29 protein-coding genes are annotated in these 23,676 nt (G+C 55.7%); 22 read left to right on the top strand and 7 right to left on the bottom strand.

Annotated elements, in window-relative coordinates; translation table 11 throughout:
• The first annotated feature begins 451 nt into the window (after positions 1-451).
• From BUC32_RS11295 to BUC32_RS11240, 12 genes are all read left to right on the top strand, one after another.
• Positions 452-1,396, top strand: a complete 945-nt coding sequence (locus BUC32_RS11295) for a phosphoadenosine phosphosulfate reductase (RefSeq protein WP_073252626.1) — start codon at positions 452-454, stop codon at positions 1,394-1,396.
• A gap of 59 nt (positions 1,397-1,455) precedes the next feature.
• A complete protein-coding gene (pyrC, locus tag BUC32_RS11290) occupies positions 1,456-2,496 on the top strand; it encodes a dihydroorotase (protein ID WP_073252624.1) in 1,041 nt (346 codons plus the stop codon).
• 75 nt (positions 2,497-2,571) lie between these two features.
• Positions 2,572-3,252, top strand: coding sequence for an orotate phosphoribosyltransferase (locus tag BUC32_RS11285; RefSeq protein WP_073252622.1), 681 nt, complete (start codon positions 2,572-2,574; stop codon positions 3,250-3,252).
• 211 nt (positions 3,253-3,463) lie between these two features.
• Positions 3,464-4,951 carry a replicative DNA helicase gene (locus BUC32_RS11280; protein WP_073252620.1) on the top strand — a complete coding sequence of 496 codons (1,488 nt, stop codon included), beginning with the start codon at positions 3,464-3,466 and terminating at the stop codon, positions 4,949-4,951.
• Complete coding sequence (locus tag BUC32_RS11275) at positions 4,951-5,355, top strand: VOC family protein (protein ID WP_073252618.1); 405 nt, start codon at positions 4,951-4,953, stop codon at positions 5,353-5,355. Before BUC32_RS11280 ends, BUC32_RS11275 begins: the two co-directional genes overlap by 1 nt.
• 68 nt (positions 5,356-5,423) lie before the next feature.
• Entirely contained in the window at positions 5,424-6,458 is a 1,035-nt protein-coding gene (gene alr / locus BUC32_RS11270) for an alanine racemase (protein ID WP_073252665.1), read from the top strand.
• Positions 6,458-7,240 carry an MlaE family ABC transporter permease gene (locus BUC32_RS11265; RefSeq protein ID WP_073252667.1) on the top strand — a complete coding sequence of 261 codons (783 nt, stop codon included), beginning with the start codon at positions 6,458-6,460 and terminating at the stop codon, positions 7,238-7,240. The genes alr and BUC32_RS11265 overlap by 1 nt, the downstream gene beginning before the upstream one ends.
• Entirely contained in the window at positions 7,237-7,983 is a 747-nt protein-coding gene (locus BUC32_RS11260) for an ABC transporter ATP-binding protein (protein ID WP_073252616.1), read from the top strand. The genes BUC32_RS11265 and BUC32_RS11260 overlap by 4 nt, the downstream gene beginning before the upstream one ends.
• Before the next feature lie 87 nt (positions 7,984-8,070).
• Positions 8,071-8,460, top strand: a complete 390-nt coding sequence (locus BUC32_RS11255) for a hypothetical protein (RefSeq protein ID WP_073252614.1) — start codon at positions 8,071-8,073, stop codon at positions 8,458-8,460.
• 145 nt (positions 8,461-8,605) lie between these two features.
• Positions 8,606-9,034 carry a paraquat-inducible protein A gene (locus BUC32_RS11250; protein ID WP_073252612.1) on the top strand — a complete coding sequence of 143 codons (429 nt, stop codon included), beginning with the start codon at positions 8,606-8,608 and terminating at the stop codon, positions 9,032-9,034.
• A gap of 17 nt (positions 9,035-9,051) precedes the next feature.
• Positions 9,052-10,419, top strand: a complete 1,368-nt coding sequence (radA, locus tag BUC32_RS11245; protein WP_073252610.1) for a DNA repair protein RadA — start codon at positions 9,052-9,054, stop codon at positions 10,417-10,419.
• A 43-nt stretch (positions 10,420-10,462) separates the two neighbouring features.
• Positions 10,463-11,014 carry a CvpA family protein gene (locus BUC32_RS11240; protein WP_073252608.1) on the top strand — a complete coding sequence of 184 codons (552 nt, stop codon included), beginning with the start codon at positions 10,463-10,465 and terminating at the stop codon, positions 11,012-11,014.
• Between the two features lie 164 nt (positions 11,015-11,178).
• Here BUC32_RS11240 and BUC32_RS20660 read toward each other — a convergent pair whose 3' ends face one another.
• Positions 11,179-11,337: a hypothetical protein gene (locus BUC32_RS20660; protein ID WP_175556926.1), complete on the bottom strand. Its 159-nt coding sequence runs from the start codon at positions 11,335-11,337 to the stop codon at positions 11,179-11,181.
• Positions 11,338-11,424: 87 nt separating this feature from the next.
• Positions 11,425-11,553 carry a hypothetical protein gene (locus tag BUC32_RS21135; protein WP_281248975.1) on the bottom strand — a complete coding sequence of 43 codons (129 nt, stop codon included), beginning with the start codon at positions 11,551-11,553 and terminating at the stop codon, positions 11,425-11,427.
• A gap of 196 nt (positions 11,554-11,749) precedes the next feature.
• On the opposite strand from BUC32_RS21135, the gene BUC32_RS11235 reads away from it, so the two are divergent.
• The 8 genes from BUC32_RS11235 (at position 11,750) to BUC32_RS11200 (ending at position 18,141) form a co-directional block, all read left to right on the top strand.
• Positions 11,750-11,947 (top strand): hypothetical protein, encoded by a 198-nt coding sequence (locus tag BUC32_RS11235; RefSeq protein WP_073252606.1) that lies wholly within the window; start codon positions 11,750-11,752, stop codon positions 11,945-11,947.
• 339 nt (positions 11,948-12,286) lie between these two features.
• Complete coding sequence (gene purF / locus BUC32_RS11230; protein ID WP_073252664.1) at positions 12,287-13,741, top strand: amidophosphoribosyltransferase; 1,455 nt, start codon at positions 12,287-12,289, stop codon at positions 13,739-13,741.
• A complete protein-coding gene (locus BUC32_RS11225; RefSeq protein ID WP_083599311.1) occupies positions 13,741-14,151 on the top strand; it encodes a hypothetical protein in 411 nt (136 codons plus the stop codon). The genes purF and BUC32_RS11225 overlap by 1 nt, the downstream gene beginning before the upstream one ends.
• A gap of 130 nt (positions 14,152-14,281) precedes the next feature.
• Positions 14,282-14,536 (top strand): hypothetical protein, encoded by a 255-nt coding sequence (locus BUC32_RS11220; protein WP_073252604.1) that lies wholly within the window; start codon positions 14,282-14,284, stop codon positions 14,534-14,536.
• A gap of 122 nt (positions 14,537-14,658) precedes the next feature.
• Positions 14,659-15,303, top strand: a complete 645-nt coding sequence (locus BUC32_RS11215; protein WP_073252660.1) for an SDR family NAD(P)-dependent oxidoreductase — start codon at positions 14,659-14,661, stop codon at positions 15,301-15,303.
• Between the two features lie 113 nt (positions 15,304-15,416).
• Positions 15,417-16,199 carry a 5'/3'-nucleotidase SurE gene (surE, locus tag BUC32_RS11210; RefSeq protein ID WP_073252602.1) on the top strand — a complete coding sequence of 261 codons (783 nt, stop codon included), beginning with the start codon at positions 15,417-15,419 and terminating at the stop codon, positions 16,197-16,199.
• Positions 16,196-16,849 (top strand): protein-L-isoaspartate(D-aspartate) O-methyltransferase, encoded by a 654-nt coding sequence (locus BUC32_RS11205; RefSeq protein ID WP_073252600.1) that lies wholly within the window; start codon positions 16,196-16,198, stop codon positions 16,847-16,849. The genes surE and BUC32_RS11205 overlap by 4 nt, the downstream gene beginning before the upstream one ends.
• A gap of 101 nt (positions 16,850-16,950) precedes the next feature.
• A complete protein-coding gene (locus tag BUC32_RS11200; RefSeq protein ID WP_073252659.1) occupies positions 16,951-18,141 on the top strand; it encodes a peptidoglycan DD-metalloendopeptidase family protein in 1,191 nt (396 codons plus the stop codon).
• A gap of 101 nt (positions 18,142-18,242) precedes the next feature.
• Here the strand turns inward: BUC32_RS11200 and BUC32_RS11195 are convergent, their stop codons facing one another.
• From BUC32_RS11195 to BUC32_RS11180, 4 genes are all read right to left on the bottom strand, one after another.
• The gene (locus BUC32_RS11195) at positions 18,243-19,082 is read right to left on the bottom strand and encodes an ATP-binding protein (RefSeq protein WP_073252598.1); all 840 of its coding nucleotides are present in this window, start codon (positions 19,080-19,082) and stop codon (positions 18,243-18,245) included.
• Between the two features lie 133 nt (positions 19,083-19,215).
• Positions 19,216-20,190 carry a twin-arginine translocase subunit TatC gene (gene tatC, locus BUC32_RS11190; protein ID WP_073252596.1) on the bottom strand — a complete coding sequence of 325 codons (975 nt, stop codon included), beginning with the start codon at positions 20,188-20,190 and terminating at the stop codon, positions 19,216-19,218.
• Positions 20,187-20,690 carry a Sec-independent protein translocase protein TatB gene (gene tatB, locus BUC32_RS11185; RefSeq protein ID WP_073252594.1) on the bottom strand — a complete coding sequence of 168 codons (504 nt, stop codon included), beginning with the start codon at positions 20,688-20,690 and terminating at the stop codon, positions 20,187-20,189. The genes tatC and tatB overlap by 4 nt, the downstream gene beginning before the upstream one ends.
• Before the next feature lie 17 nt (positions 20,691-20,707).
• Entirely contained in the window at positions 20,708-20,941 is a 234-nt protein-coding gene (locus tag BUC32_RS11180) for a twin-arginine translocase TatA/TatE family subunit (protein ID WP_073252657.1), read from the bottom strand.
• 204 nt (positions 20,942-21,145) lie between these two features.
• Between BUC32_RS11180 and BUC32_RS11175 the strand changes: the two genes are divergently transcribed.
• The gene (locus BUC32_RS11175; RefSeq protein WP_073252592.1) at positions 21,146-21,817 is read left to right on the top strand and encodes a helix-turn-helix transcriptional regulator; all 672 of its coding nucleotides are present in this window, start codon (positions 21,146-21,148) and stop codon (positions 21,815-21,817) included.
• A gap of 63 nt (positions 21,818-21,880) precedes the next feature.
• On the top strand, positions 21,881-22,432 hold the full coding sequence (locus BUC32_RS11170; RefSeq protein WP_073252590.1) for an NADase-type glycan-binding domain-containing protein: 552 nt from the start codon (positions 21,881-21,883) through the stop codon (positions 22,430-22,432).
• Positions 22,433-22,448: 16 nt separating this feature from the next.
• Here the strand turns inward: BUC32_RS11170 and BUC32_RS11165 are convergent, their stop codons facing one another.
• Entirely contained in the window at positions 22,449-23,567 is a 1,119-nt protein-coding gene (locus BUC32_RS11165) for an ABC transporter ATP-binding protein (RefSeq protein ID WP_073252655.1), read from the bottom strand.
• Positions 23,568-23,676: the final 109 nt, after the last annotated feature.

The following is a 23,676-nucleotide window of genomic DNA, read 5'->3' as shown; positions in this document are numbered from 1 at the left end:
GGTCAAAACTCTTCGGGTCAAGATTACTCTCCTTTGTTTGCAACCTTGAATCAGAAGTCAGACAAAATGGGAATCCCGAACGTCAACAGCCCCTAGTTTCCCCAGCGCGCAAAAATCACCTTGGCGATCTCTGCCCTACCTACTCTGGCCTCACCTTTCAGACACAAAGGTCGTCCGAGTCTGACGGACAGAAAAACCACGATCGCCAAGGATCGAGATCAAATATATCCGTCTTTTCCACGGGCTACCTGCACATCTTTTACTGATTAAAAGGCCTGCATCCTATTTTTTTTGCTCCGTCGACTAGGCTGCTCTTCGCTCACCTCACGGTCAAGTAGCGGTTTTTTGCCTTTTGTGATTATCTTCCCTATTTTCGCCGTATTACCGCAATAGCTCGGGGGTCAACGATAGACCCGCAGTTCAGGTGGCAAGCGGGAAGAGGACTTAGGTCATGCAAGATATGGTAAATGGTTTTGACGTGCCCATGCTTGGGCTTGGTAAGTCAGATTGGCTCGAGACATTGGAAAACATTGTTGACGAGCATGGATATTTTCAACCGCTTGGTGACCGGCATTACGCCACTTTGGTCGAGGAAAAACCGATCCTGCTGGTGACGTTTGAAACGATTCAGGGCGTTCAGAACAGGGGTGACTCGGGTCAGCCTTTGGGGTTTGAACTGGTGCGCGAGCTGGGCTGGTCACATCTTTGCGTCTTATCGGATGGCGACACCTGGTTTCGGGATCCCGCTGTTTACGCCTATTTTGACCGACTTGCAGACGACGGCTTTTTTGATGAATTCGAAAACGTCCTGTTTTACGGCGCTGGTCCATGTGGCTATGCCGCCGCTGCATTTTCGGTTACCGCCCCCGGCGCACGGGTCGTGACAATCAATCCGCAAGCCACGCTTGATCCTTCTATGGCAGACTGGGACCGGCGCTACACTGAAGCACGCAGGCTGTGTTTCACTGACCGATATGGCTTTGCGCCGGAGATGATCGAGGCCGCAGATCAAGCGTTTGTCCTCTACAGCCGCGATCAGCAGGAAGACGCCATGCACGCCACTCTGTTTCATGCCGATAACGTTGAGCGTTTGGCGCTGCCGCGGCTTGGGCCCGATCCCGAAGCACAGCTTTTAGAGATGCAGGTCCTGTTTCGTATTCTGGTGCAGGCCAATATCGGCAAACTGACCCGCGCGAGCTTTTTCAAACTGATGCGGGCACGTCGAAACCACCTGCCTTACCTACGGCACCTTCTAAAACAACTCAAACAAGGCAATCGTTTTCTTTTGACGGCCCTGTTGTGTGCAAATGTGACCGCCCGGATGAGAGCCCCCCAATTTGAAAAAACACTGACCGAATTGGATGCCGCCGCCAGCGAAGGGCGATTGAGCGCTTAAACATCGCAGTCACCTCATTGCCTCTGGAAACAGACAGTCAATTTGTGTAATCGGCAGGTATGAGCCAATCCCTGACAATCTCCCGCCCCGATGACTGGCACCTGCATCTGCGCGATGGCGCAATGTTGAAAGCTGTCTTGCCTGAAACTGCACGTCATTTCGGTCGCGCGATCATCATGCCAAACTTGGTTCCTCCGGTGGTGACAGGATCAGACGCGGCGGCCTACCGTGATCGAATTATGGCGGCCTTGCCGGACGGCATGGGGTTTGAACCCTTGATGACGCTCTACCTGACCGAAGACACCGATGCCGATGATCTGGCCGCGGCGCATGCGTCGGGTCTGATCAAAGCGGTGAAACTTTACCCTGCAGGGGCCACAACAAACTCGGCCTCAGGTGTTGCAAACTTTGACAAAGTGCGCGGCGTTCTGGAAAAAATGGCCGAGATTGGGCTGCCCCTGTGCGTGCATGGCGAAGTGACCGACAGCGATATCGACATTTTTGATCGCGAGGCCGTCTTTATCGATCGCGTACTTGATCCGATCCGCAAAGCGACTCCCGGCCTGCGTGTGGTGATGGAACATATCACCACCAAAAACGGCGTCGACTATGTTCTGGCCAATGCGTTCGATCTCGGCGCCACGATCACTGTCCAACACCTGATATTGGATCGCAATGACATGCTGGTTGGCGGAATGCGTCCGCATTATTATTGCCTGCCGATCCTGAAACGCGCCGAACACCGCGAGGCTTTGCTGTCCGCCGCAACTTCAGGGGATGCACGTTTCTTTCTCGGCACCGACAGCGCGCCCCACCCAACACACGCAAAGGAGGCCGAATGCTGCTCAGCAGGGTGTTTTACCGCCCCAAATGCCCTGTCCATCCTCGCCCAGACTTTCGAAAAAGCCGGCGCGTTGGACAAGCTGGAAGGGTTCACCTCGCACCATGGCCCAGCCTTCTATGGCCTGCCGGTCAACAGCGACACGCTCACGCTCACCAAATCCGACAGTGCCACGCAATTCCCTGCCAGGATTGACGCTGGCGACGACACCGTCACCGTGTTCGACCCCGGTTTTCCGGTCTACTGGGACGTGACCTGATCTTCGTATTGCCCGAAATACTCCCGCCGGAGGCCCCTGCCGTCTCCACAGCGATAACCCAATAAGGATGATCCCATGATCCCCACATCCTACCCCTCGCCAGAAGAAATAGCCCGCCTGACCGCGCGTATGCTGCTTGAAATCGGTGCCGTGAACTTCAACACGGACGAACCCTACACACTGGCGTCCGGTCTGCCTTCACCCAGCTATATCGACTGCCGCAAGCTGATCTCGTTTCCACGCATCCGCTCGACGTTGATGGATTTCATGACCGTCACGGTCATGCGCAACGCGGGGTTTGAAGCCTTTGACAATATCGCCGGCGGCGAAACCGCAGGCATCCCTTTTGCCGCCCTTGTGGCCGAGCGTATGGCGCTGCCCATGACCTATGTGCGCAAAAAACCCAAAGGTTACGGCAAAAATGCCCGCATCGAAGGCGCGATGAGTGAAGGCGAGAGGGTTCTTCTGGTCGAGGACCTGACCACCGATGGCGGCTCCAAACTCAGCTTTGTAGATGCGATCCGCGAAACCGGGGCCACTTGTGGTCATACGGCAGTGATTTTTTATTACGACATCTTCCCGGAGACGACCAAAACCCTGGGCGACCACGGTGTTGAATTGCACTATCTATGCACCTGGTGGGACGTATTGGCCGAGGCCCGCGCGCAAGGGGCTTTTTCGGATGACACATTGACCGAGGTCGAATCCTTCCTGAAATCACCCCGCGCCTGGCAAGATGCCAGAATGGCAAAATAACTGGGGAAAGTTTGGGGATGATTCTATCCACAGAATCAAACCCCAGCCCCCATATATTGCGGCGAGCACTATTCTGGCGTCGAAATCTGGGGTAATTCGTGTTATCCACACGAATGTCCACAAGGTTCAGGCTTGGTTATCCGCGAAAATTTGCACATAGCCAGCATGGGCCGATCCACATAGAACATCCTCTATCGAGGAGGCAGGCCAAATGAACGAGATCGCGACAATCAACGCCACGGGCGTGGAAGCTAAACTTGACGACCCGATGCCCCATTCCATTGAGGCTGAGCAACAGCTTCTGGGCGCGATCCTCACCAACAACGACATTTACGATCGGATTGCGGCGATCATCCGCCCCGAACATTTCTATGACCCGGTGCATGCCCGTATCTTCGAGGTCGCCTCAGCCCGCATCGCCCGCAACAATCTGGCCTCTCCGGTGACAATCAAAGCGTTTCTGGAAGACGATGAAGGCCTGAAAGAACTCGGCGGTCCAGCCTATTTGGCCCGTTTGGCCGGTGCTGCGATCTCAGCGTTTGCAGCGCGCGACTACGCGCAGATGATCTATGACATGGCGATCCGCCGCGAATTAATTGGCTTGGGCAACAATATCTCGACCAAGGCCCAAAAAGCCGATGTGGCACTTGAACCGAAGGAACAAATTATTGAGGCCGAACAGGCGCTCTATAAGCTATCCGAGCAAGGCCAGACCGACAGCGGCTTCGTGTCCTTCCTCAAGGCGGTCACCGAAGCGGTGAATGTCACCAATCAGGCCTACGAGCGCGGTGGCGGTATGGCGGGCATTTCCACCGGCCTAACCGATCTCGACAAACAATTGGGGGGTTTGCACCCATCAGATCTTTTGATCCTTGCCGGGCGTCCATCCATGGGCAAAACCTCGCTTGCAACCAACATCGCTTTCAACATCGCCAAGGCCTATAAAAAGGGTATCAAGACCGACGGCACCGAAGGCGCATTGGATGGCGGTGTTGTAGGCTTCTTTTCGCTTGAGATGAGCGCTGAACAACTGGCCGCACGTATCCTTGCCGAAGCCTCGGAGATTTCGTCTCACAAAATCCGTCAGGGTGATCTGACAGAAGGTGAGTTTCGGCGCTTTGTCGATGCCGCAAAATCGCTGGAAGCCTGCCCGTTGTTCATTGACGACACGCCCGCCCTTCCAATCTCGCAACTGGCAGCCCGCGCGCGGCGTCTGAAACGCACCCATGGGCTGGACGTGTTGATCATCGACTATTTGCAACTTTGCCGCGGGACAGCTGAAAACCGGGTCAATGAAATCGCAGAGATTTCGATGGGCATGAAAGCCATCGCCAAAGAACTGAATATCCCCGTGATCGCCCTGTCGCAACTCAGCCGACAGGTCGAAAGCCGGGACGATAAACGCCCAATGTTGTCTGATCTGCGCGAATCTGGCTCGATCGAGCAGGACGCCGATGTGGTGATGTTTGTATTCCGCGAAGAATACTATGCCGAACGCGAAGAACCGTCGGCTGATCGTCTGGATGAAGTCGCCGCCTGGCAGGAACGCATGTCGCAGCTTTATGGCAAAGCGGACGTGATCGTGGGCAAACAGCGTCACGGCCCGATTGGCACCATTAAGCTCAGCTTTGAAGCTGAATTTACCCGCTTTGGCAACCTCGCCAAGTCCTGGCAGGAACCAGACGACGTTGGCTTTTAATGCCAGCCATTCAGGGGCTTAATCACATCACACTTGCGGTCACGGACCTGCAACGCGCGCTTGACTTCTACTGTGGTATTCTTGGCGCCAAAAAGACCGCAAAATGGGCAACCGGCGCCTATCTGGATCTGGGCGGGATTTGGCTGTGCCTTGCTGTGGGCCCGGTCACGCCAAGACAGGACTACACCCACTTTGCATTGTCCTGTTCTGGTGAAGGTTTTGAGGCCCTTGCTAAAAGTATTCGGGCAACCAGCCCAGAGTGGCAGACCAACAGCAGTCAGGGTCCATCCTTGTATTTCATGGATCCCGACGGACACCGGCTCGAATTGCACGTCGGGGATATGCAAAGTCGACTAGACCACTATCGTACCCACCCGGAATCGAACGTGACCTTATACGACTAAGGTCGACTGACCCGCCGGCCCGCGCCTTTCCCCTTGACCTTATGCGCACCGCGTTCGAAAAGTCCTGCATGGCTACAGCGACCTTATCAATCGACCTCACTGCTCTTTGTGAAAACTGGCGTGTTCTTGACGCCATGACCACCTGTGAAACCGCCGCCGTGGTCAAAGCTGACGGCTATGGCCTTGGCGGGGATCGCCCGGCCCGTGCATTACTGCACGCAGGTGTGAAGCGGTTCTTTGTTGCCTCATCCGAAGAAGGCACATCCCTGCGACAGGCCCTGGGACCCGAGCCCGAGATCAACATCCTGTCCGGACATATGTCTGGCGACACCGACATGATTTCGGATATGACACTAACCCCAATGCTCAATAGCGTGGACCAGATGCTGCGCCATTTTGAGGCGCTCCCAACGGCCCCGTTCGGCGTGCAGCTGGACACCGGCATGAACCGCTTGGGCATGGAGCCGGCTGAATGGGCCGCAACTCGTGATATCGTGCTGGCACAAGGCCCAACGCTTTTGATGTCTCATCTGGCCTGTGCTGACGATCCTGAAAATCCGATGAACCCGCGCCAGCTCGGGGCATTTCACGAGATGACCGATGGCATTGACGTCCCTCGATCCTTAGCGGCGACAGGTGGCATTCTCTTGGGCGATGACTACCATTTTGATCTCACCCGCCCCGGCGTTGGCCTTTATGGTGGGATGCCCTTTGTCGAAGCGACACCTGTGGCGCAACTTGATATTCCGGTTATTCAGATTCGCGACCTTGAGCCGGGAGAAACCGTTGGCTATTCAAACACATGGATCGCCAACCGCCCATCCCGCGTTGCCACACTGGCAGCGGGGTATGCCGACGGCATCTTGCGTGCCATGGGAGAAGACGCCTGGGTTCATCACGGCGACACACCCTGCAAGGTGATTGGACGCATTTCAATGGATATGATTGCAGCGGATGTAACTGACCTGACAGAGACCCCCACACATCTTCAGCTTCTGGGCGGGCATCAGTCCGTCGACACGCTGGCCGAGGCCGCAGGCACCATCGGATATGAAATCCTGACCTCGCTTGGTGAACGTTATGGACGGCGGTACAAAGGATGATGGTTCTCACTGCCCCTCTCGCCGCACTTGGGCGTGCCACTTTGGCCTTTTTGGCCACGATCGGTCAGGTCACGATCTTTGCGCTCTCGGCGCTGACACATATCTTCCGCCCGCCCTTTTACGCTCGCGAATTTGCCAATGCCTTGCTGAACATCGGCTGGTTGTCTCTGCCAGTGGTGGGCCTGACTGCGATCTTTACTGGCGGCGCACTGGCCTTGCAAATCTATGACGGCGGCAGCCGGTTTTCCGCCGAGGCCGTGGTGCCTCAGATCGTCGCCATCGGTATGGTGCGCGAGCTTGGTCCGGTTCTTGTGGGCCTGATGGTGGCGGCACGTGTGACCTCGTCGATTGCGGCCGAGATTGCCACCATGAAAGTCACCGAACAGATTGATGCGCTGACCACTCTGTCGACTCACCCGATGAAGTACCTCACGGCCCCGCGCCTGTTGGCCGCTCTGATCGTGGTGCCTGTTCTCGTAGGCATTGGCGATATCATCGGTATTTATGGCGGCTTTCTGGTCAGCACCCAGCAATTGGGCTTTAATCCCGCCACTTATGTGCGCAACACAGTTGATTTCCTTCAACAATCCGACATCATTTCGTCCCTGATCAAGGGCGCTGTGTTTGGTGGAATCGCCGCCACCATGGGCTGTTACTATGGTATGAACTCAGGCCGCGGCGCCCAGGGTGTGGGCCGCGCGACCAAAGCCAGCGTTCAGGCCGCCGCCGTTTTGATCCTGGCTGCCAACTTCCTGCTCACATCGTTGTTTTTCTCGACATGATCACATTTACCGACGTTCATAAATCATTCGGCCCCAAAAAGGTGCTGCAAGGCGTGAATCTTGAGATTCCCAAGGGCCAATCCATGGTGATTATCGGCGGGTCTGGCACCGGTAAATCCGTGGCTTTGAAATCTGTTCTGGGTCTGATCTCACCGGATAGTGGCACCATCACCGTGGACGGCAAAGATGCCACCAAGGGCGACCGCGACGCGTTTCTGGCGCGCTTTGGTATGCTGTTTCAGGGCGGCGCATTGTTTGACTCCCTGCCGGTCTGGCAGAACGTGGCCTTTCGGCTATTGCGCGGATCACTGAAACGCCCTCGTGATGAGGCCCGCGATATTGCCATCGAAAAACTGCGCCGCGTCGGCCTGACGCCGGACGTGGCTGACCTTTTTCCGTCCGAACTCTCTGGCGGCATGCAAAAGCGAGTCGGCCTTGCTCGCGCCATCGCCGCTGAACCTGAGATTATCTTTTTTGATGAGCCCACCACGGGCCTCGATCCGATTATGTCGGGCGTGATCAATGACTTGATCCGCGAAATTGTTGTTGAAATGGGCGCTACAGCTATGACCATCACCCACGACATGTCCTCGGTTCGTGCCATCGCCGACAAGGTTGCCATGCTACATGACGGGATAATCCAATGGACCGGCCCCGTGGGCGAGATGGACAATTCCGGCGACCCTTATCTGACGCAGTTTATCTCTGGCAGCGCCGAGGGGCCGATTGAGGCAGTTCGGTAGCTGCCAGCCGCCTTCAGGACGCAGCATTCGACAATCTTGCGATATGTCTCCATTCTATCAATTGATATTTGTTAATGAGGCAGTCTGATGTTCACCGTCCTAGCCGTTCTGATCCTCCTTGGGCCTATCCTCGCGACAGCTGTGACCGCCTTAAGCGGTGCCATACTTATTCGAAAAAAGTCCTTGCTTGGAACCCTTTTGCTGTGTCTGCCCGTCCTGATGGGTGTTCTCGTGCTTTGGGAGCTGCGATACGATCTTGGTCTAAGCCTGCCTGAGATTAGCTGGTTCCCGACGGGCGCATCGGCAGAACTTGCTATGATGATCGTTGCCGCACTTTCACTGATCGTCCTGATCGTTGCTGTCGTTAAATGGCCTCAAGGCTTACGTTTTCGCGCAGTTCCCGCGATTTCAGCCGCGCTATGGGCTGCCATCATTTTCGCGGGCTGGGCCTTGAGTCAGGCGGATTTCTCTCATTAACCTTCAGGGACCCTAAAACGCGTGGCCTGTTCCAGCCGCAATACCGAAGACGTTTTTCACCAACCGCTCAGGTTGACTGAGTTTTCCAAACCTTCCCCCCTACAGAAGCTTGTTTCCACTGCACGCCGTGTTTACCTCTTGGCCCATGATCCTGCGTTACGCCAATCTTGCCCTTCTGATCCTGTTTCCGATCGCGTGGTTCGCGCCATTGTTGCGCGCGGGGCTGCTGCCCATTTTTGGACTCAGCGAAATTAGCATCATCTCCGGCCTGCAATCGTTGTGGGGCTCTGACCCGGCGCTGGCCTTGCTGGTCACGTTTCTGGCGATTTTTGCGCCCTACATGAAAACAATCGGCCTTGGCCTGATCCACTTTGGATTTCTTCGGCGTAAAACCCTGCCAGTTCTGGAAATCCTTGGAAAACTGGCCATGGCCGATGTGTTTTTGATCGCGCTTTATGTGGTTCTGATCAAAGGGGCTGGCTATGTGACGGTGCAATCTGGCTGGGGACTTTATCTGTTTACAGGCTGTGTTTTGTCCTCAATCGCGATTAGCTATTTGACCCGCAAACGCTGAGGCGTCACAAACACATCATGGCCAAATCTAAAATCCAGTTTTCCTGTACCGCTTGCGGCGATGTCACCAACAAATGGTCCGGGCGTTGTGATGCCTGCGGCGAATGGAACAGCATCGTCGAAGACACGCCCCTCAGCACCGGCCCATCATCAGCGTCGCTGGGCAGCAGCAAGGGGCGCACCGTTGCGCTGACCGATCTGCGCACCGAAGAGGCCCCGCCGCCCCGCAGCACCAGTGGGTTGGTCGAACTGGATCGGGTTCTGGGCGGTGGACTTGTACCAGCCAGCGCAATCCTTGTGGGGGGTGACCCCGGTATTGGCAAATCAACGCTATTGCTGCAAGCTGCTGCACAATTCGCTTCTAATGGTTTGAAAACGCTTTATGTTTCGGGCGAAGAGGCCAGTGCGCAAATTCGCATGCGCGCGCAGAGATTGGGCCTGACTTCGGCTCCAGTTCAGCTCGCCACCGAGACTAACTTGCGCGATATTCTAACCACGCTTGAGGCGGAGCGTCCCAAGCTGGCGATCATCGATTCCATTCAAACCATGTGGTCCGACAACGTCGGTAGCGCGCCGGGCAGCGTCAGCCAGGTACGCGCCGCAGCCCATGAGCTGACCTCTTTTGCCAAACGCAAGGGCACCGCTGTGATCCTTGTAGGCCACGTCACCAAAGACGGCCAAATCGCCGGTCCGCGCGTGGTCGAACATATGGTCGACACAGTGCTTTACTTCGAAGGCGAGCGCGGCCATCAGTTCCGCATCCTGCGCGCCGTGAAAAATCGCTTTGGCCCGGCAGATGAAATCGGCGTGTTCGAAATGACCGGCAAAGGCCTTGCCGAAGTCCTGAACCCCTCGGCTTTGTTTCTGTCAGATCGCGGAGAACCCACCGCTGGTAGCGTGGTCTTTGCCGGTATTGAGGGCACACGGCCGGTTCTGACCGAACTTCAGGCGCTTGTTGCCCCCTCACCGCATTCTCAGCCTCGCCGTACAGTGGTCGGCTGGGATAGTGGGCGACTGGCGATGATTTTGGCCGTACTTGAGGCCCGATGCGGAATCCCTTTTACAGGGCTAGACGTCTATCTGAACGTTGCAGGTGGCATGAAGATCAACGAACCCGCCGCCGATCTGGCCGTGGCCGCAGCACTTTTGTCAGCCCGCGAAGATGCCGCCTTGCCCTCAGATACCGTTGTTTTTGGCGAAATCAGCCTGTCAGGAGCGCTTCGGGCGGTCGGTCAGACAGAAAACAGGTTGAAAGAAGCGCAAAAACTTGGTTTCACAACGGCAATCGCGCCCAAAGGTGGCAAGACTCCCGAAATCAGCGGTATCACGCTGAACCGGATGGGGGATCTGACGTCTTTTGTTGGCGACGTGTTTGGTGCAGGTTAAAGCCTCAGGTTCATAGAGGCGGCAGAAAGAAAGCGAAGAGCGCATGGAAGGTTTTACCATTATCGACGGCGTCGTGGCCGGCGTCATCATCATTTCGGCCCTTCTGGCGTATAGTCGTGGCGTGGTGCGCGAAGCGATGGCCATTGTCGGCTGGATTGCCGCCGCGGTGCTGGCGTTCATGTTCGCCCCCAAAGTCGTGCCATTGGTTAAAGAAGTCCCCGTTGTTGGGGAATATCTGGCGGACAGTTGTGAACTTTCGGTGATCGCGTCCTTTGCGGCCGTTTTTGCGGTGGCCTTGGTGGTCGTTTCGCTGTTTACGCCCCTGTTTTCGTCACTTGTACAACGGTCTGCCCTTGGCGGGATTGATCAGGGGCTGGGGTTTCTGTTCGGCGTGTTGCGCGGCATCCTATTGGTGGCCATCGCATTTTTCGTCTACGAAACCGTGGCGACATCTCAAACATTCCCAATGGTCGACGATAGCCGCTCGGCCACAGTGTTTTCCCGCATGACCTCAAAAATTGAGGAACGCGACCCGGCCCAGGCGCTGGGATGGATTACCCAGCAATATGAAGACTTGGTTGGTGTCTGCGAATAGTAAGCGATCCGACTTGATAAAACGACTGAAAGCTTGGGTTTCGGCCCAAGCTTTCTTTATTTCTGGTCTTAACAGAATCGACGCCGTTCAATCAGCACTTGCGTTGAGAAGAACTTTGCAAAAACACCAAAGAAAATTCGAGCAGTCTGTCGGCTTGCGAACCTCTATTGCACGCGCCACAAGAGCGCTTCGGCGACAAACATTCCATTCAATTGAAACCAGTCCACCTTTATCCGGCTTTCATCATATCGCGTCACAACGAACTTGAGCCCAACATAGCACCGATCAGCCCCCACTGTGAGCTCCTCCCAGCCCTTGATCATGTTTGACGTCACACTTTCAAAAGTCCAGATCGCCTCGCAGCCATCGTCCGGCGTGTAGACCTGAGCGGTGTTTGCTTGAAACTCAACCTAGACTGGCCATTCGAGCCCCGAAGGCAGTGATCCCGTGCCCTCCCAATGTCCGCGATTTTCACTAAGGAAATCCGCGTGGGCAACTTGGCCGATGACAAGTAACAGCATCAATAAAAGCTTACGCATGATGTATCCTCCCTACTGGAAATTGTGCCTCAAAACGCTCATTTCAGCCATGACACACATCAAAAATGGGCCTATCCAAAAACAAAAAAGAACCCTGCAATGCGCGCTATTGTCTGTTGTGGCACACGCGTTCCTGCGTTGGATCAATCCATCTGCCCGACGTTCGTGAGATCATCGAGATGGGGAGGGAAGAGCTGTGCGCAAGTTTATTGGAGTTCTTATTGGTCTGAGTTTGATTGAATTCGGTGTGATTGCCTTTGTCGGTCAATCTAACGTGGCGCAACGCAACGGCAATGTAGAGGACTTCACTGATGTAAACGCGACGCTCTGGGCTGCAACCATGACCACATTGTCAAACGATGATGACGCATGGATATGGACTGAACCACATTAGTGGTTTTGATGTGCTCCAGGTCGCATTTCTGCGGAACGCACACATGCAACATTGAGAGGCGCTTTTTCAGTATCTCTCTGTTGCATGGTGCTCTGAAAAGGCAACGAGCAATCTGTCATCGGTTGTTAGACGACAACCGCCATCAAATGCTCGCCAATGCAGGACAAGTCCACCTTGAGATAAAATGCAGATGTTGCATCCTCAAAACGTCAATTCCGAGCCACATGTCTGCCCGCGACACTTCTTCTTGTGATCCTTTCGTGACATGTGGTGCGCGACCCCTTAAGAGGGGCGTCAAGCAACCCCACTCGGATTCGGAGCCACACCTTGTCCAAACATTTGCCGCCCGCCAATCCCTTTGACGACGATAAGCTGAAAGAGGAGTGTGGCGTGTTCGGCGTCATTGGCCTCAAGGATGCTGCGAACTTTGTCGCCCTTGGGCTTCACGCCCTGCAACACCGTGGACAAGAGGCTGGCGGCATCGTTTGTCATCATCCAGAACACGGGTTCAACTCAGCACGCCGTTTTGGCTATGTGCGCGATAACTTTACCAAAGAAAGCCTGATGAAGACCCTGCCCGGCCCGCTTGCGATTGGCCATGTGCGGTACTCCACGGCAGGCTCTAAGGGGGCTGTCATTCGCGACGTGCAGCCCTTCTTTGGTGAGTTTTCCATGGGTGGCGCTGCCATTGCCCATAACGGTAACATCACCAATGCGCTTGCCCTGCGCAAAGAGCTGATCGAACGTGGATCGATTTTTCAGTCGTCGTCAGATTCGGAATGCATCATCCATTTGATGGCACGCTCGCTGCAACGCAACATCCCCGAGCGCATGGAAGATGCCCTGCGCCGTGTAGAAGGCGCGTTTTCGATTGTCGCCATGACCCGTACCAAGCTGATCGGTGTGCGCGATCCTTTGGGTGTGCGCCCACTGGTTCTTGGCAAACTGGGCGACGGTTGGGTTTTATCGTCAGAAACCTGTGGTCTCGACATCATCGGCGCCGAGTATATCCGCGAAATCAAACCGGGCGAGATGGTGGTGATCACGGCAAAAGGAGGGATTGAATCTGTCTATCCCTTCCGCCCGCAGCCTTCGCGGTTCTGCATCTTCGAACATGTCTATTTCTCGCGTCCGGATTCGATCATTGGCAACCAGTCGGTTTATGAAACCCGCCGTCAAATCGGTGTAGAGCTGGCCCGCGAAAACCCGGTGGATGCCGATCTGGTCTGTGCGGTTCCCGACAGCGGCACGCCTGCCGCTATTGGCTTTAGCCAAGAAAGCGGTATCCCCTTTGCGATGGGCATCATCCGCAACCAGTACATGGGTCGCACATTTATTGAGCCAACCGAACAAATCCGAAATATGGGAGTTCGGCTCAAGCTTAATGTGAACCGTGCCCTGATCAAAGGCAAACGGGTGATCTTGGTTGATGACTCGGTTGTGCGTGGCACCACCAGCCGCAAAATCAAGGAAATGATCCTGGATGCGGGCGCCGCCGAGGTGCATTTCCGCATTGCCTCGCCGCCCACTGCATGGCCTTGTTTTTATGGTGTCGACACGCCCCAGCGCGAAAAGCTTCTGGCCGCCAATATGTCTCCGGACGAAATGGCCGAGCATCTGGCCGTCGACAGTCTGAAATTCATCTCACTGGACGGGCTTTACCGCGCTGTGGGAGAGGCCAATGGCCGAGACAAGGACTGTCCTCAATACTGCGACGCCTGTTTCTCGGGCGAATACCCGGTCGCGCCAAGTGACATGATCGAACAGGGTTTTGAGGTCGAAGCGGCCGAGTGATGCCGCCCAAATATCCCAGTGATATCGAAACGACCATTGCCGGATGGCCTGAAGCTGCAAAGACCTGTTTTCATGCTTTGCGAAAGGTGATCTTCCAAACCGCGGCCAGCAATTCAGCCGTTGGAACGTTAGAAGAAGTCCTGAAATGGGGGGAACCTTCGTTTCTCACTTCACAAACCCGATCTGGCACTACGTTGCGCATTTCCTGGAAACCCAAAACGCCGGATGAAATAGGCGTTTTTGTGATCTGCCGCACCGATATGCTCAAGCAAGTGCGTGCGCTTTATCCAGAGGCATTTCGCTACGAAGGCACCCGCGCGGCCTATCTACCCCTGTCGCACCCCATCCCAGAAGAGGCCGTTGCCTATCTGGCCATGCGGGCACAAACCTACCACCTCGAGACACGCTGATCCGCTCAAATTGCTGCGCTGCGGCAAAAACCCGCCGACGGGCGCTCCAGCAGGTCTTTTCATCCTCCATCGCCCCTGTTACCTGCCCCCGTTCACCCCATATGGGTCGTGACAGAACAGGCACATATCCATGACCGAAAAGACCTCAACTCATGTGGCCCAGCAGGCCACTCAGAAAGCAGCACTCACGCGTGGAGCGCTCACTCTGATCGGAGTCGCAGGCGGCGAAGACACCCGTCGCGCGCTGATTCTGTTGGCATCTGGCAGGGTGGTGACGGCAAAGATGGGCGAGCGGTCGACAGTTGGCACTGTCGTCGGCATCAATGAAACCAGCGTGGTCCTGATGCGCGGCGGCAAAGAGCTGACGCTGGAAATGCCGTCCTGATACATCTTTTGGCCCTTAAATCCTCGGGGGAGGTGGCGAAAATGCTCTGCGTTTTCGGCATCCGGGGGCAGACAGCCCCCCTTTGACTTGACCTTACCCGCAGAAGGCCGCACATGGGGGCCATGACCGAAAAGATTGCCCTGATCCTAGGCGCGTCACGTGGCCTTGGTGCTGCGCTGGCCGAAGCCCTCGCCCCCGAGTATCACATCGTTGCCGTGGCTCGCACCACCGGCGCACTGGAAGAGCTGGATGACCGTATTCAGGCCAAGGGTGGCAGTGCCACACTGGCGCCTATGGACATCACCAACAAGGATGCGATGGCGCAGTTGTGCCGCTCGATCCATGACCGCTGGGGCAAGGTTGATCTCTGGGTGCATACGGCCATTCACGGCGCACCCCTGACGCCTGCGGGGCATATCTCCGAGAAAGACTGGGACAAATCCGTGGCGATCAACGTTACGGCCACCGGCGTTCTGATTCCGTTTCTGACGCCGCTTTTGGGCGAAAACGGCCATGCGGTGTTCTTTGACGATCCTCGTGGCGGCGAGAAATTCTTTGGCTCTTACGGCGCCACTAAAACCGCACAGATCGCGCTCGCCAAAAGCTGGCAGGCCGAAACCATAAAAACCGGCCCGCGCGTGTCCATCCTGCAACCGGCCGAAATGCCCACCGGCACCCGTGCGCGGTTCTTCCCCGGTCAGGACAAAGCTGCGCTGGCGCATCCACGCGACGAAGCCGCCCGGTTGCTGGCTGAATTGACCGTCTAAGTCTTGCACGGCCCGCCCCCAAAGGATCCGGCCAGCGCCAGCAATGCTTGCCCCCTGCCCCTTGCTCCACTAGACAGGACCAAAGAGCAGACAGGGACGGTCAGGGGCAAACCATGCGTATTCTCATCACCAATGACGACGGCATCAATGCACCCGGATTGAAAGTGATGCTCGACATCGCCACGGACCTTGCGGGCGCTGACGGAGAAGTTTGGACCGTGGCCCCCGCGTTTGAGCAATCCGGGGTCGGTCATTGCATCAGCTACACCCACCCGATGATGGTTTCAAAGATGGGCGAGCGCCGTTTCGCCACCGAAGGCAGCCCGGCGGATTGCGTGTTGGTCGGCATGCATGACGTGATGAAAGACACGCCCCCCGATCTGGTCTTGTCCGGTGTGAATCGCGGCAATAACTCGGCTGAGAACACGCTTTATTCCGGCACCATCGGCGCCGCGATGGAGGCCGCCTTGCAGGGCGTTCCCGCGATCGCCTTGTCGCAATACCTCGGCCCGGAAAACTATGAAATCGACAACCCATTTGAGGCCGCCGCCGAACATGGCGCCGAGACTGTGCGCAAGATCCTCGCGGCGAACCCGCAGGAAAATGCCGATTATCGCCTGTTTTACAACGTAAATTTCCCACCTGTTCTCGCTAAAAACGTCAAGGGTATTCAGGTCTCCACCCAAGGGTTCCGCCGAGGCACCTGTTTCAGCGTTGAGCCGCATAATTCGCCTTCGGGGCGACGGTTCATGTGGATCAAGGGCGGCAATCAACGCATTCAAACAGCACCCGGATCGGACGCAGCGGCCAATCTGGATGGCTATATCTCGGTCACGCCCATGCGCGCCGACCTCACCGCATATGACGCATTGGACGCCTTGAAAGCCATCGAATGACCGACGCCTCGACCACCGCAGAACGTAAAATGCAGTTCCTCTTCGCCCTGCGCAGCAAAGGCGTCACCGACCCGCGTGTTCTGACCGCGATGGAGCGCATTGATCGTGGCCCCTTTGTGCGCGGTCTGTTTGCGGATCGCGCTTATGAAGACACTCCCCTGCCGATTGCCTGTGGCCAGACCATTTCACAACCGTCTGTTGTTGGCCTGATGACGCAAGCGTTGGAAGTCAGCCCCCGGGATAAAGTTCTCGAGGTGGGCACCGGGTCCGGTTATCAAGCCGCAATCCTCAGCCAACTCGCCCGCCGCGTCTATACCGTCGATCGCCACAAACGTCTGGTCCGCGAAGCCCGCACCCTGTTTGAGGCCATGGACCTTGCCAATATCACCGCCTTCACCTCGGATGGCAGCTTTGGCCTGCCCGATCAGGCGCCATTTGATCGCATCATTGTGACCGCCGCAGCCGAAGACCCGCCAGGACCGCTCTTGGCGCAATTAAAAGTTGGCGGTATCATGGTGTTGCCAGTGGGGCAGTCAGATACGGTGCAAAGTATGATCCGTGTGCGGCGCCACGAGGCCGGATTTGACTATGATGAATTGCGCCCGGTGCGCTTTGTGCCACTTGTCGAAGGCCTTGCTCCAGACAACTGATCAGGGCATACCGCTTAAACAAGAGGCGAAAACGCCCATTTCCTGGTAATGAGTGAAATCCCCGTTCGTAAATAACAGGGGTGAAAATTGAGGATATTGAGATGGCTTTTGCAGCATCTTCTACTTTCGCTATGCGGCTGGCCGTTTCCGGGTTGGCGCTTGGAGTTGTGACCGCGTGTTCTGATCTGGACTATGACATGCGCGATACCTTTGGCGCAGGGTTGGACACCAGTAGTGCCGCCAAGGAGGCAATCGCAGATCGCCCCAGCCCGGACAAACGCGGCATCATCTCATATCCCAACTATCAGATCGCTGTGGCCCGACGAGGTGACACTCTGAATGACGTGGCCACACGAATTGGCATGCCCGTTCAGGACCTTGCAAAATACAACGGCATCCGCCCCGAGGATACTCTGAACAAGGGCGAAGTCATTGCCTTGCCGTATCGCGTAGCTGAACCTTCCGCCGCGACCGGTGGCTCAGGCGTTGTCACGCCACCGTCTGACGTGGACATCACCGCATTGGCAGGCGGCGCGATTAACAGCTCGTCCACATCAGCGCCCAAGGTCGACAGTGAACCCTTGCAACCCGCGCCCAAAAACGCACCAAAGGGCGAAACTGGGTTTGAGCCCATTCGCCATAAGGTCAAACGCGGCGAAACCGCCTTTACCATTTCGCGACTTTATAATGTCACGCCACGCGCATTGGCAGACTGGAACGGGTTGAACAGCGAGTTCACCATTCGCGAAAACCAGATTCTTCTGATCCCTCCCGTGACGGCCAGCAAGTCGGCAAATTCAGGGGCCGCGGCTGCAAGCACCACTGTCCCCGGACAAGGATCACCCACCCCAACCCCACCCAGTTCAACAACGCCGCTGCCCCCGGCAGATGCCGCTGTGATTGTGCCCAAGGCACCTGATCTGGGCAATCAACAAACCAAAAGCACATCCCAAATGGGCTACCCGGTCGATGGCAAGATCATCCGGCCGTACTCCAAAGGCAAGAACAACGGCGTTGACATTTCGGCCCCGGCCGGAAGCACCGTCAAGGCGGCCTCAGATGGCAAGGTTGCAGCCATTACCACCGATGCTGACAACGTCAAAATCGTTGTTGTACGCCACGAGGGTAATCTGATGACCGTGTACTATAATGTTGATCAGGTTAAGGTTGCCAAAGGAACCACGGTCAAACGTGGTCAAGCCTTGGCCAAAGTGCCTTCCAAAGACAATTTCGTGCATTTTGAAGTGCGTAAAGGCTTCGATTCAGTCGACCCGATGCCCTATCTGAAATAGCCACTCTGGCGCGCCGATGCATCCGATAACAGGCCGCCGCGCGCCCCTGCGGCCAAAGATGTGCGAAGGTCCCAATGGGGCCTGAGTTCAGCTTTACGCGGTCACAAGATGACACCGCGACGCCCGGCAAGGTCGGTGAAATATTGCCAGGCCACCCGACCCGAGCGTGCCCCGCGTGTAGCCTGCCATTCAATGGCTTCGGCCCATAGCGTATCCTCATCAATCTCGACACCGTAAGCGCCACAATACCCACGGATCATGTCCAGATATTCATCCTGCGAACAGGGATGAAACCCAAGCCATAACCCAAAGCGATCTGACAGAGACACTTTCTCTTCAACGGCTTCAGACGGATTAATACCGCTGGATCGTTCGTTTTCAATCATGTCCCGTGGCATCAAATGGCGTCGGTTGGATGTGGCATAAAACACCACATTTTCCGGACGGCCTTCGATCCCGCCATCCAGAACTGCTTTGAGCGATTTATAGTGTTGGTCATCGTGGCTGAACGACAGATCATCGCAAAACAACAAGAACCGATCTTCGCGCCCCCTCAACAGGTTCAAGAGCCGGGCGACACTTGGCAGGTCTTCGCGCTGCAATTCGACAATTTTCAACGGCAGGTCCATCGCCAGAACTTCCGCATGAATCGCCTTCACCAGTGACGACTTGCCCATGCCGCGCGCGCCCCATAGCAAGGCATTGTTGGCGGGCAGGCCTCGGGCAAACTGGGCTGTATTCTCCAGCAAGGTATCGCGGGACCGGTCCACCCCAATCAACAGCGCAAGATCGACCCGATTGACCTTGGCCACAGGCTCGAGCCGGTCAGGCTCAACATGCCACACAAACGCGTCTGCTGCTGAAAAATCAGGGGCTTCCTGTGGCGCAGGCGACATACGTTCCAGCGCGTCAGCAATGCGGGTCAGAGCGGTTTCGTCCATTGGGCATCTCCGAAGAAAAGGGTGGTGTTTAAAAACCATGTTCCTTGGCGGGCGACAAGGCCACACCAGCCAGCTGCAAAAGGAAAACGCGCCGGAAATCCGACGCGTTTTTGATAATCATAGAAACGAGAGATTACTTACTGTTCTCAGTATCACCTTCGTCATCCTCGTCATCTTCGTCAAAGGTCTTCATCAAAGGATCATCTTCGTCTTCGTCGTCTTCAAACCAAAGACCTTCGGCCTGCAGCTTTTTCTTACGCACCTTCTCAACCCGTTTTACCAGAAAAATGGACACCTCATAAAGGCCGTAAACCACAACAAACAAAATCAGCTGAGTAACAACATCCGGAGGTGTCACAAGTGCCGCCAGCACCAAAATGCAAACCATCGCATATTTACGCACACTGCCCAGACCTTCGGAGCTGACCAAGCCAGCCTTTCCCATAAGCGTCAAAAGCACAGGAAGTTGAAAACACATCCCAAACGCCAGGATGAATTTCAGTGTAATATCAAGGGTTTCATTCACCTTACCAAAGAAGGTAACCTTGATACCCTCTTGAGTTTCAGGAACGACTACGGCGTCAGTCGGCAATTCCTGGGCCGACCCGGGTAGCAGGTTTGCAAAAATCGAGCTGACATCTGCAAAGCCCAGAAAGAAAGACATCGCTAACGGCGTCACGACGAAATGGGCAAAACTCGCCCCCAGCAAAAACATAAGCGGCGACGCGAGCAGAAACGGCAGGAATGCGCCCTGCTCGTTCTTGTAGAGGCCCGGCGCCACGAAACGCCACAACTGAAAAGCGATGACTGGAAATGCCATGGCAAACCCGAACACCATCGAGATCCGGAATAGCGTGAACAAATACTCTTGCGGCGATGTGTACTGAAGGGTCGGAGACGGATCGCCCATGGCCCGCAGAGATTCTTCAATCGGCGCCAACAGGAAGTTGAGGATATGAACCGCAATAAAATCGCCACCGATGGGTATAAAGCAAATGGTGATGCCCGCGACCAAAGCCAATACAGATCGGATCAACCGGGTGCGAAGCTCGGTCAGATGCTCAATCAACGGGGCCGAGCTGTCTTCGATCTCTTCGGTGTTGCTCATGCTTTTTCCTCAGGTGCTTCAGAAGACGTTTCTGAGCTCTGACGTGCAGCCTCTGCACGGGATTTGGCCTCGGCGGCAGCGTCTTCTGCGGCCTTGGCTTCGGCGTCCAGACGCTCTTGGGCTTTCTTGGCGCTATTTTCACGGATTTTGCGGGCATCTTCCGCCCGCTCTGCCGCCAGTTTGCCAGTGTTGCTTGTCGGATCAATACCCAGATCGGTCACAGACTTCAGCGCATCCCGCGCAGAGTCCGCGGTGGCCTTCACCGGGTTTGAGACTTTGCTGAAAGTATCGGTTGTCGACTTGAGCGTATCGGTCACGTCTCTGACCCCTGAGGAATCCGCCGCCTGGTTCATCGCGCTGGAAAACTCTCGGGCCATGCCCTTGGCCTTGCCGACAAACTTGCCGACCTGCTGAAACAACATTGGCAGGTCTTTCGGCCCAACGACAATCAACGCAACAACGCCGATCACCAGAAGTTCTGGCATTCCGATATCAAACATGGCTTTTCAGCCCCCTATCAGGCGTTGTCTTTGTCTGTGGTTTCGCTTGGCGTGACGTCCTTGGCTTTTTCAGCCGCGTCTGCCGCTTCTTGCTCAAGCTCGGCCTGACCTTCGTTGATACCCTTTTTGAAAGACGTGATGCCTTTGCCCACTTCGCCCATCAAAGACGAGATTTTGCCGCGCCCAAAAAGCACCAGCACAACAACTGCAATCAGCAGGAGGCCCGGCAGACCAATATTTCCAATACCCATCGTATTTCTCCTTAGCATCGGGGCGACGAGATGCGCGCCTCCGGAAATGACCAGACCTAAATAGGTCTTCACACCCGGAACGGAAAGCATCAAATCAGTGTCAAACGTGTCTTTTAGGGCAGTTTTTTGCATCTCCATTGTCAACAGCTTGTCAGTTGACAGGTTTTTGTCAGTAATGGGCCTGAAACTTCAAGAGAATCACTTATGAAACGTTCTGACCGGCTCTACTCCCTGATCCAGATTCTAAAAGACGGGCAATTGCATCGCGCCGAAGACATCGCCCGTGATCTCAGTGTCTCTATCCGCACGATCTATCGCGACATGGACACTTTGATCGCCAGCGGCATCCCTGTCGAAGGGGAACGTGGCCTTGGCTACTCGGCGCGCGCGGCGATCACCCTGCCCCCTTTGAACCTAACCGAAACCGAACTTGAGGCGTTGCACCTTGGCCTTGCCGCAGTTGGCAACGGTGTCGAAGGTGATCTGAAAGAGGCCGCAGAATCCCTTAGTGCCAAGATTGACGCGGTGCTGCCCGAGGACCGCCACGGCGCGCCAAAATCATTTGGCTTTGCGGTTTACCCATTTTCTGATGCGGTGCATGGATTTCGCCACCTGCAGACCTTACGTGCCGCGGTCCGCAACCGGCAAAAACTTCAGGTGACTATGCAAGACGGTCAAATCCGCGATGTGCGGCCGCTCAAGCTGGACTATTGGGGGCGGGTCTGGACCTGTCTTGTCTGGTGCGACACAGAGGCCGCGTTTGCCACCCTGCGCGCAGATCAAATGGCAATTGCCGCTGTTTTGCCTGGCCTGTTTGTGGATGAACCCGGCAAGCGGATTGAGGACTACCATTACGAACGTTCAACCGACTCATGACCGGTATCAATGCCCGTTACACAAGGACATGCTAGAATTACCTTATCAATTTGGAGGGAACCGATGGTCCAAGTAAAAGCAGCCCTTTTTTGCCTGATGACAGCCACCCCTGTTCTTGCAGCCGGGTCCGAGTGTGTCACAACAAACGCCACCCAAGCCTTTAATCGCGAGACCGTCTGCACCAGCTCGCATCTCGCCCCCCAGGCGGGCAACCGATACAACACACACTCCATGAGCGACGACGATATGCGCACCGCTTGGTGCGAAGGCGTTTCAGGCAACGGCATCGGCGAAGCGCTTGCGATCGAATGGGACGGCGCAGGGCCTCTGCAAACCCTCTGGATTTCCAATGGCTACGCCAAGAATTCGGGCTCGTTTTCCAATAATGGGCGGATCAAAGACGTGACCGTTGCGCTGTGGCGTGCCGGAGCATCGGACTCTGATTACACCACGTTTCAGTATCAGCTTGAGGATCATGGTGTAGAACAGCCGATCAACATGCCCTTCCCCCAGAACGAATTACGTCGGCTGGTCTTAAGGATCGACAGCGTTTATCCCGGCGCAAAATGGCAAGACACATGTATTAACGAAATCTGGACAGACTTTGGCTTTTAGTCGCAAAGTCGAACGGTTAATCCTTGGCCGGAAACACAAAACAGCGATCACGGCGGATCGTCAGCCACAAAGGCGTGCCCACTGAAGGCAGGAATACATTGGGCACAATCGCTTTCATAATCGAACCATCATAGTCCATTCGAAACTCGACCAAACTTTCGTTCCCCATAAACCGCGCGCGCTCAACCACGCCTCGTGCCGCCGTGCCGTCCGTCATCGTGGGCAAAGGCCCTTTGCCCGCACGGTCAAAATCCAGTTTGAGGTGCTGCGGACGCACCACAATATCCACTTCGGCCCCATCGGCCACACCCGGAGTGAGAAAATGTCCAAAAGGCGTGTCGGTCAACGCGCCTTGGCTTTTACCTCTTATCGCATTGATATCACTGAAAAAGGAAACGGCAGCTTTGTCCAAAGGTGCGTTGTAAATGTTGTAAGGTGCACCTTGTTGCACAATCCGCCCATCGCGCATCAGCGCAATTTCGTCCGCCATGCGCATGGCTTCTTCTGGCTCGTGGGTAACCAGTAAAACGGCCGTATCTTCTTCTTTCAGAACAGACAACGTCTCATCGCGGATGTCATCGCGCAACCGGTTATCAAGCCCGGAAAACGGCTCGTCCATCAGCATGATGCGCGGTCGCGGCGCCAGGGCGCGGACCAGAGCAATGCGCTGCTGCTCGCCACCGGACAACACATGTGGAAACTCATCAATCGCGCGATACAGCCCGACTTTGCGCAAAAGTTCTTCGACGCGGGTGCGCTTTTCGTCCTTGCTGCCTTTCAAACCGAAAGCAACGTTGTCGGCCACTGACATATGCGGAAACAGGGCGAAATCCTGAAACATCAATCCGATATGGCGCCGTTCGGGCGGAATGCGAAAAACCGTGTCACAGACCAGATCACCATCCACGTAAATTTCGCCGGAATCTTGCATTTCCACACCGGCGATCATGCGCAGCGTGGTGGATTTTCCGCAGCCCGAAGGCCCCAACAAGCATGTCACATGCCCAGGCATAATCGTGAGCGAGACATCATCCACCACATCACGATCGCCAAAGCGACGTCTCAGGTTCCGAATTTCAAGTCGGGGAGTGGGTGTTGACACTTTGGCCTCGCGCGAATGTCCGATGGTTTCCATCGGGTTTTTTCTTGCCATACCAGCCCCCTATCCATGTCGCAAGACCAGAGCCCATTCCAAATGGAGTAAACTCCCCTGGGTGAGCATTGAAAAGCCCTGTAGTTTCAAC

Source organism: Shimia gijangensis, from assembly GCF_900142085.1.
Taxonomy (GTDB): domain Bacteria; phylum Pseudomonadota; class Alphaproteobacteria; order Rhodobacterales; family Rhodobacteraceae; genus Shimia; species Shimia gijangensis.
The sequence above is the reverse complement of the archived record's forward strand: the minus strand, read 5'-3'. Positions and strand labels throughout refer to the sequence as shown.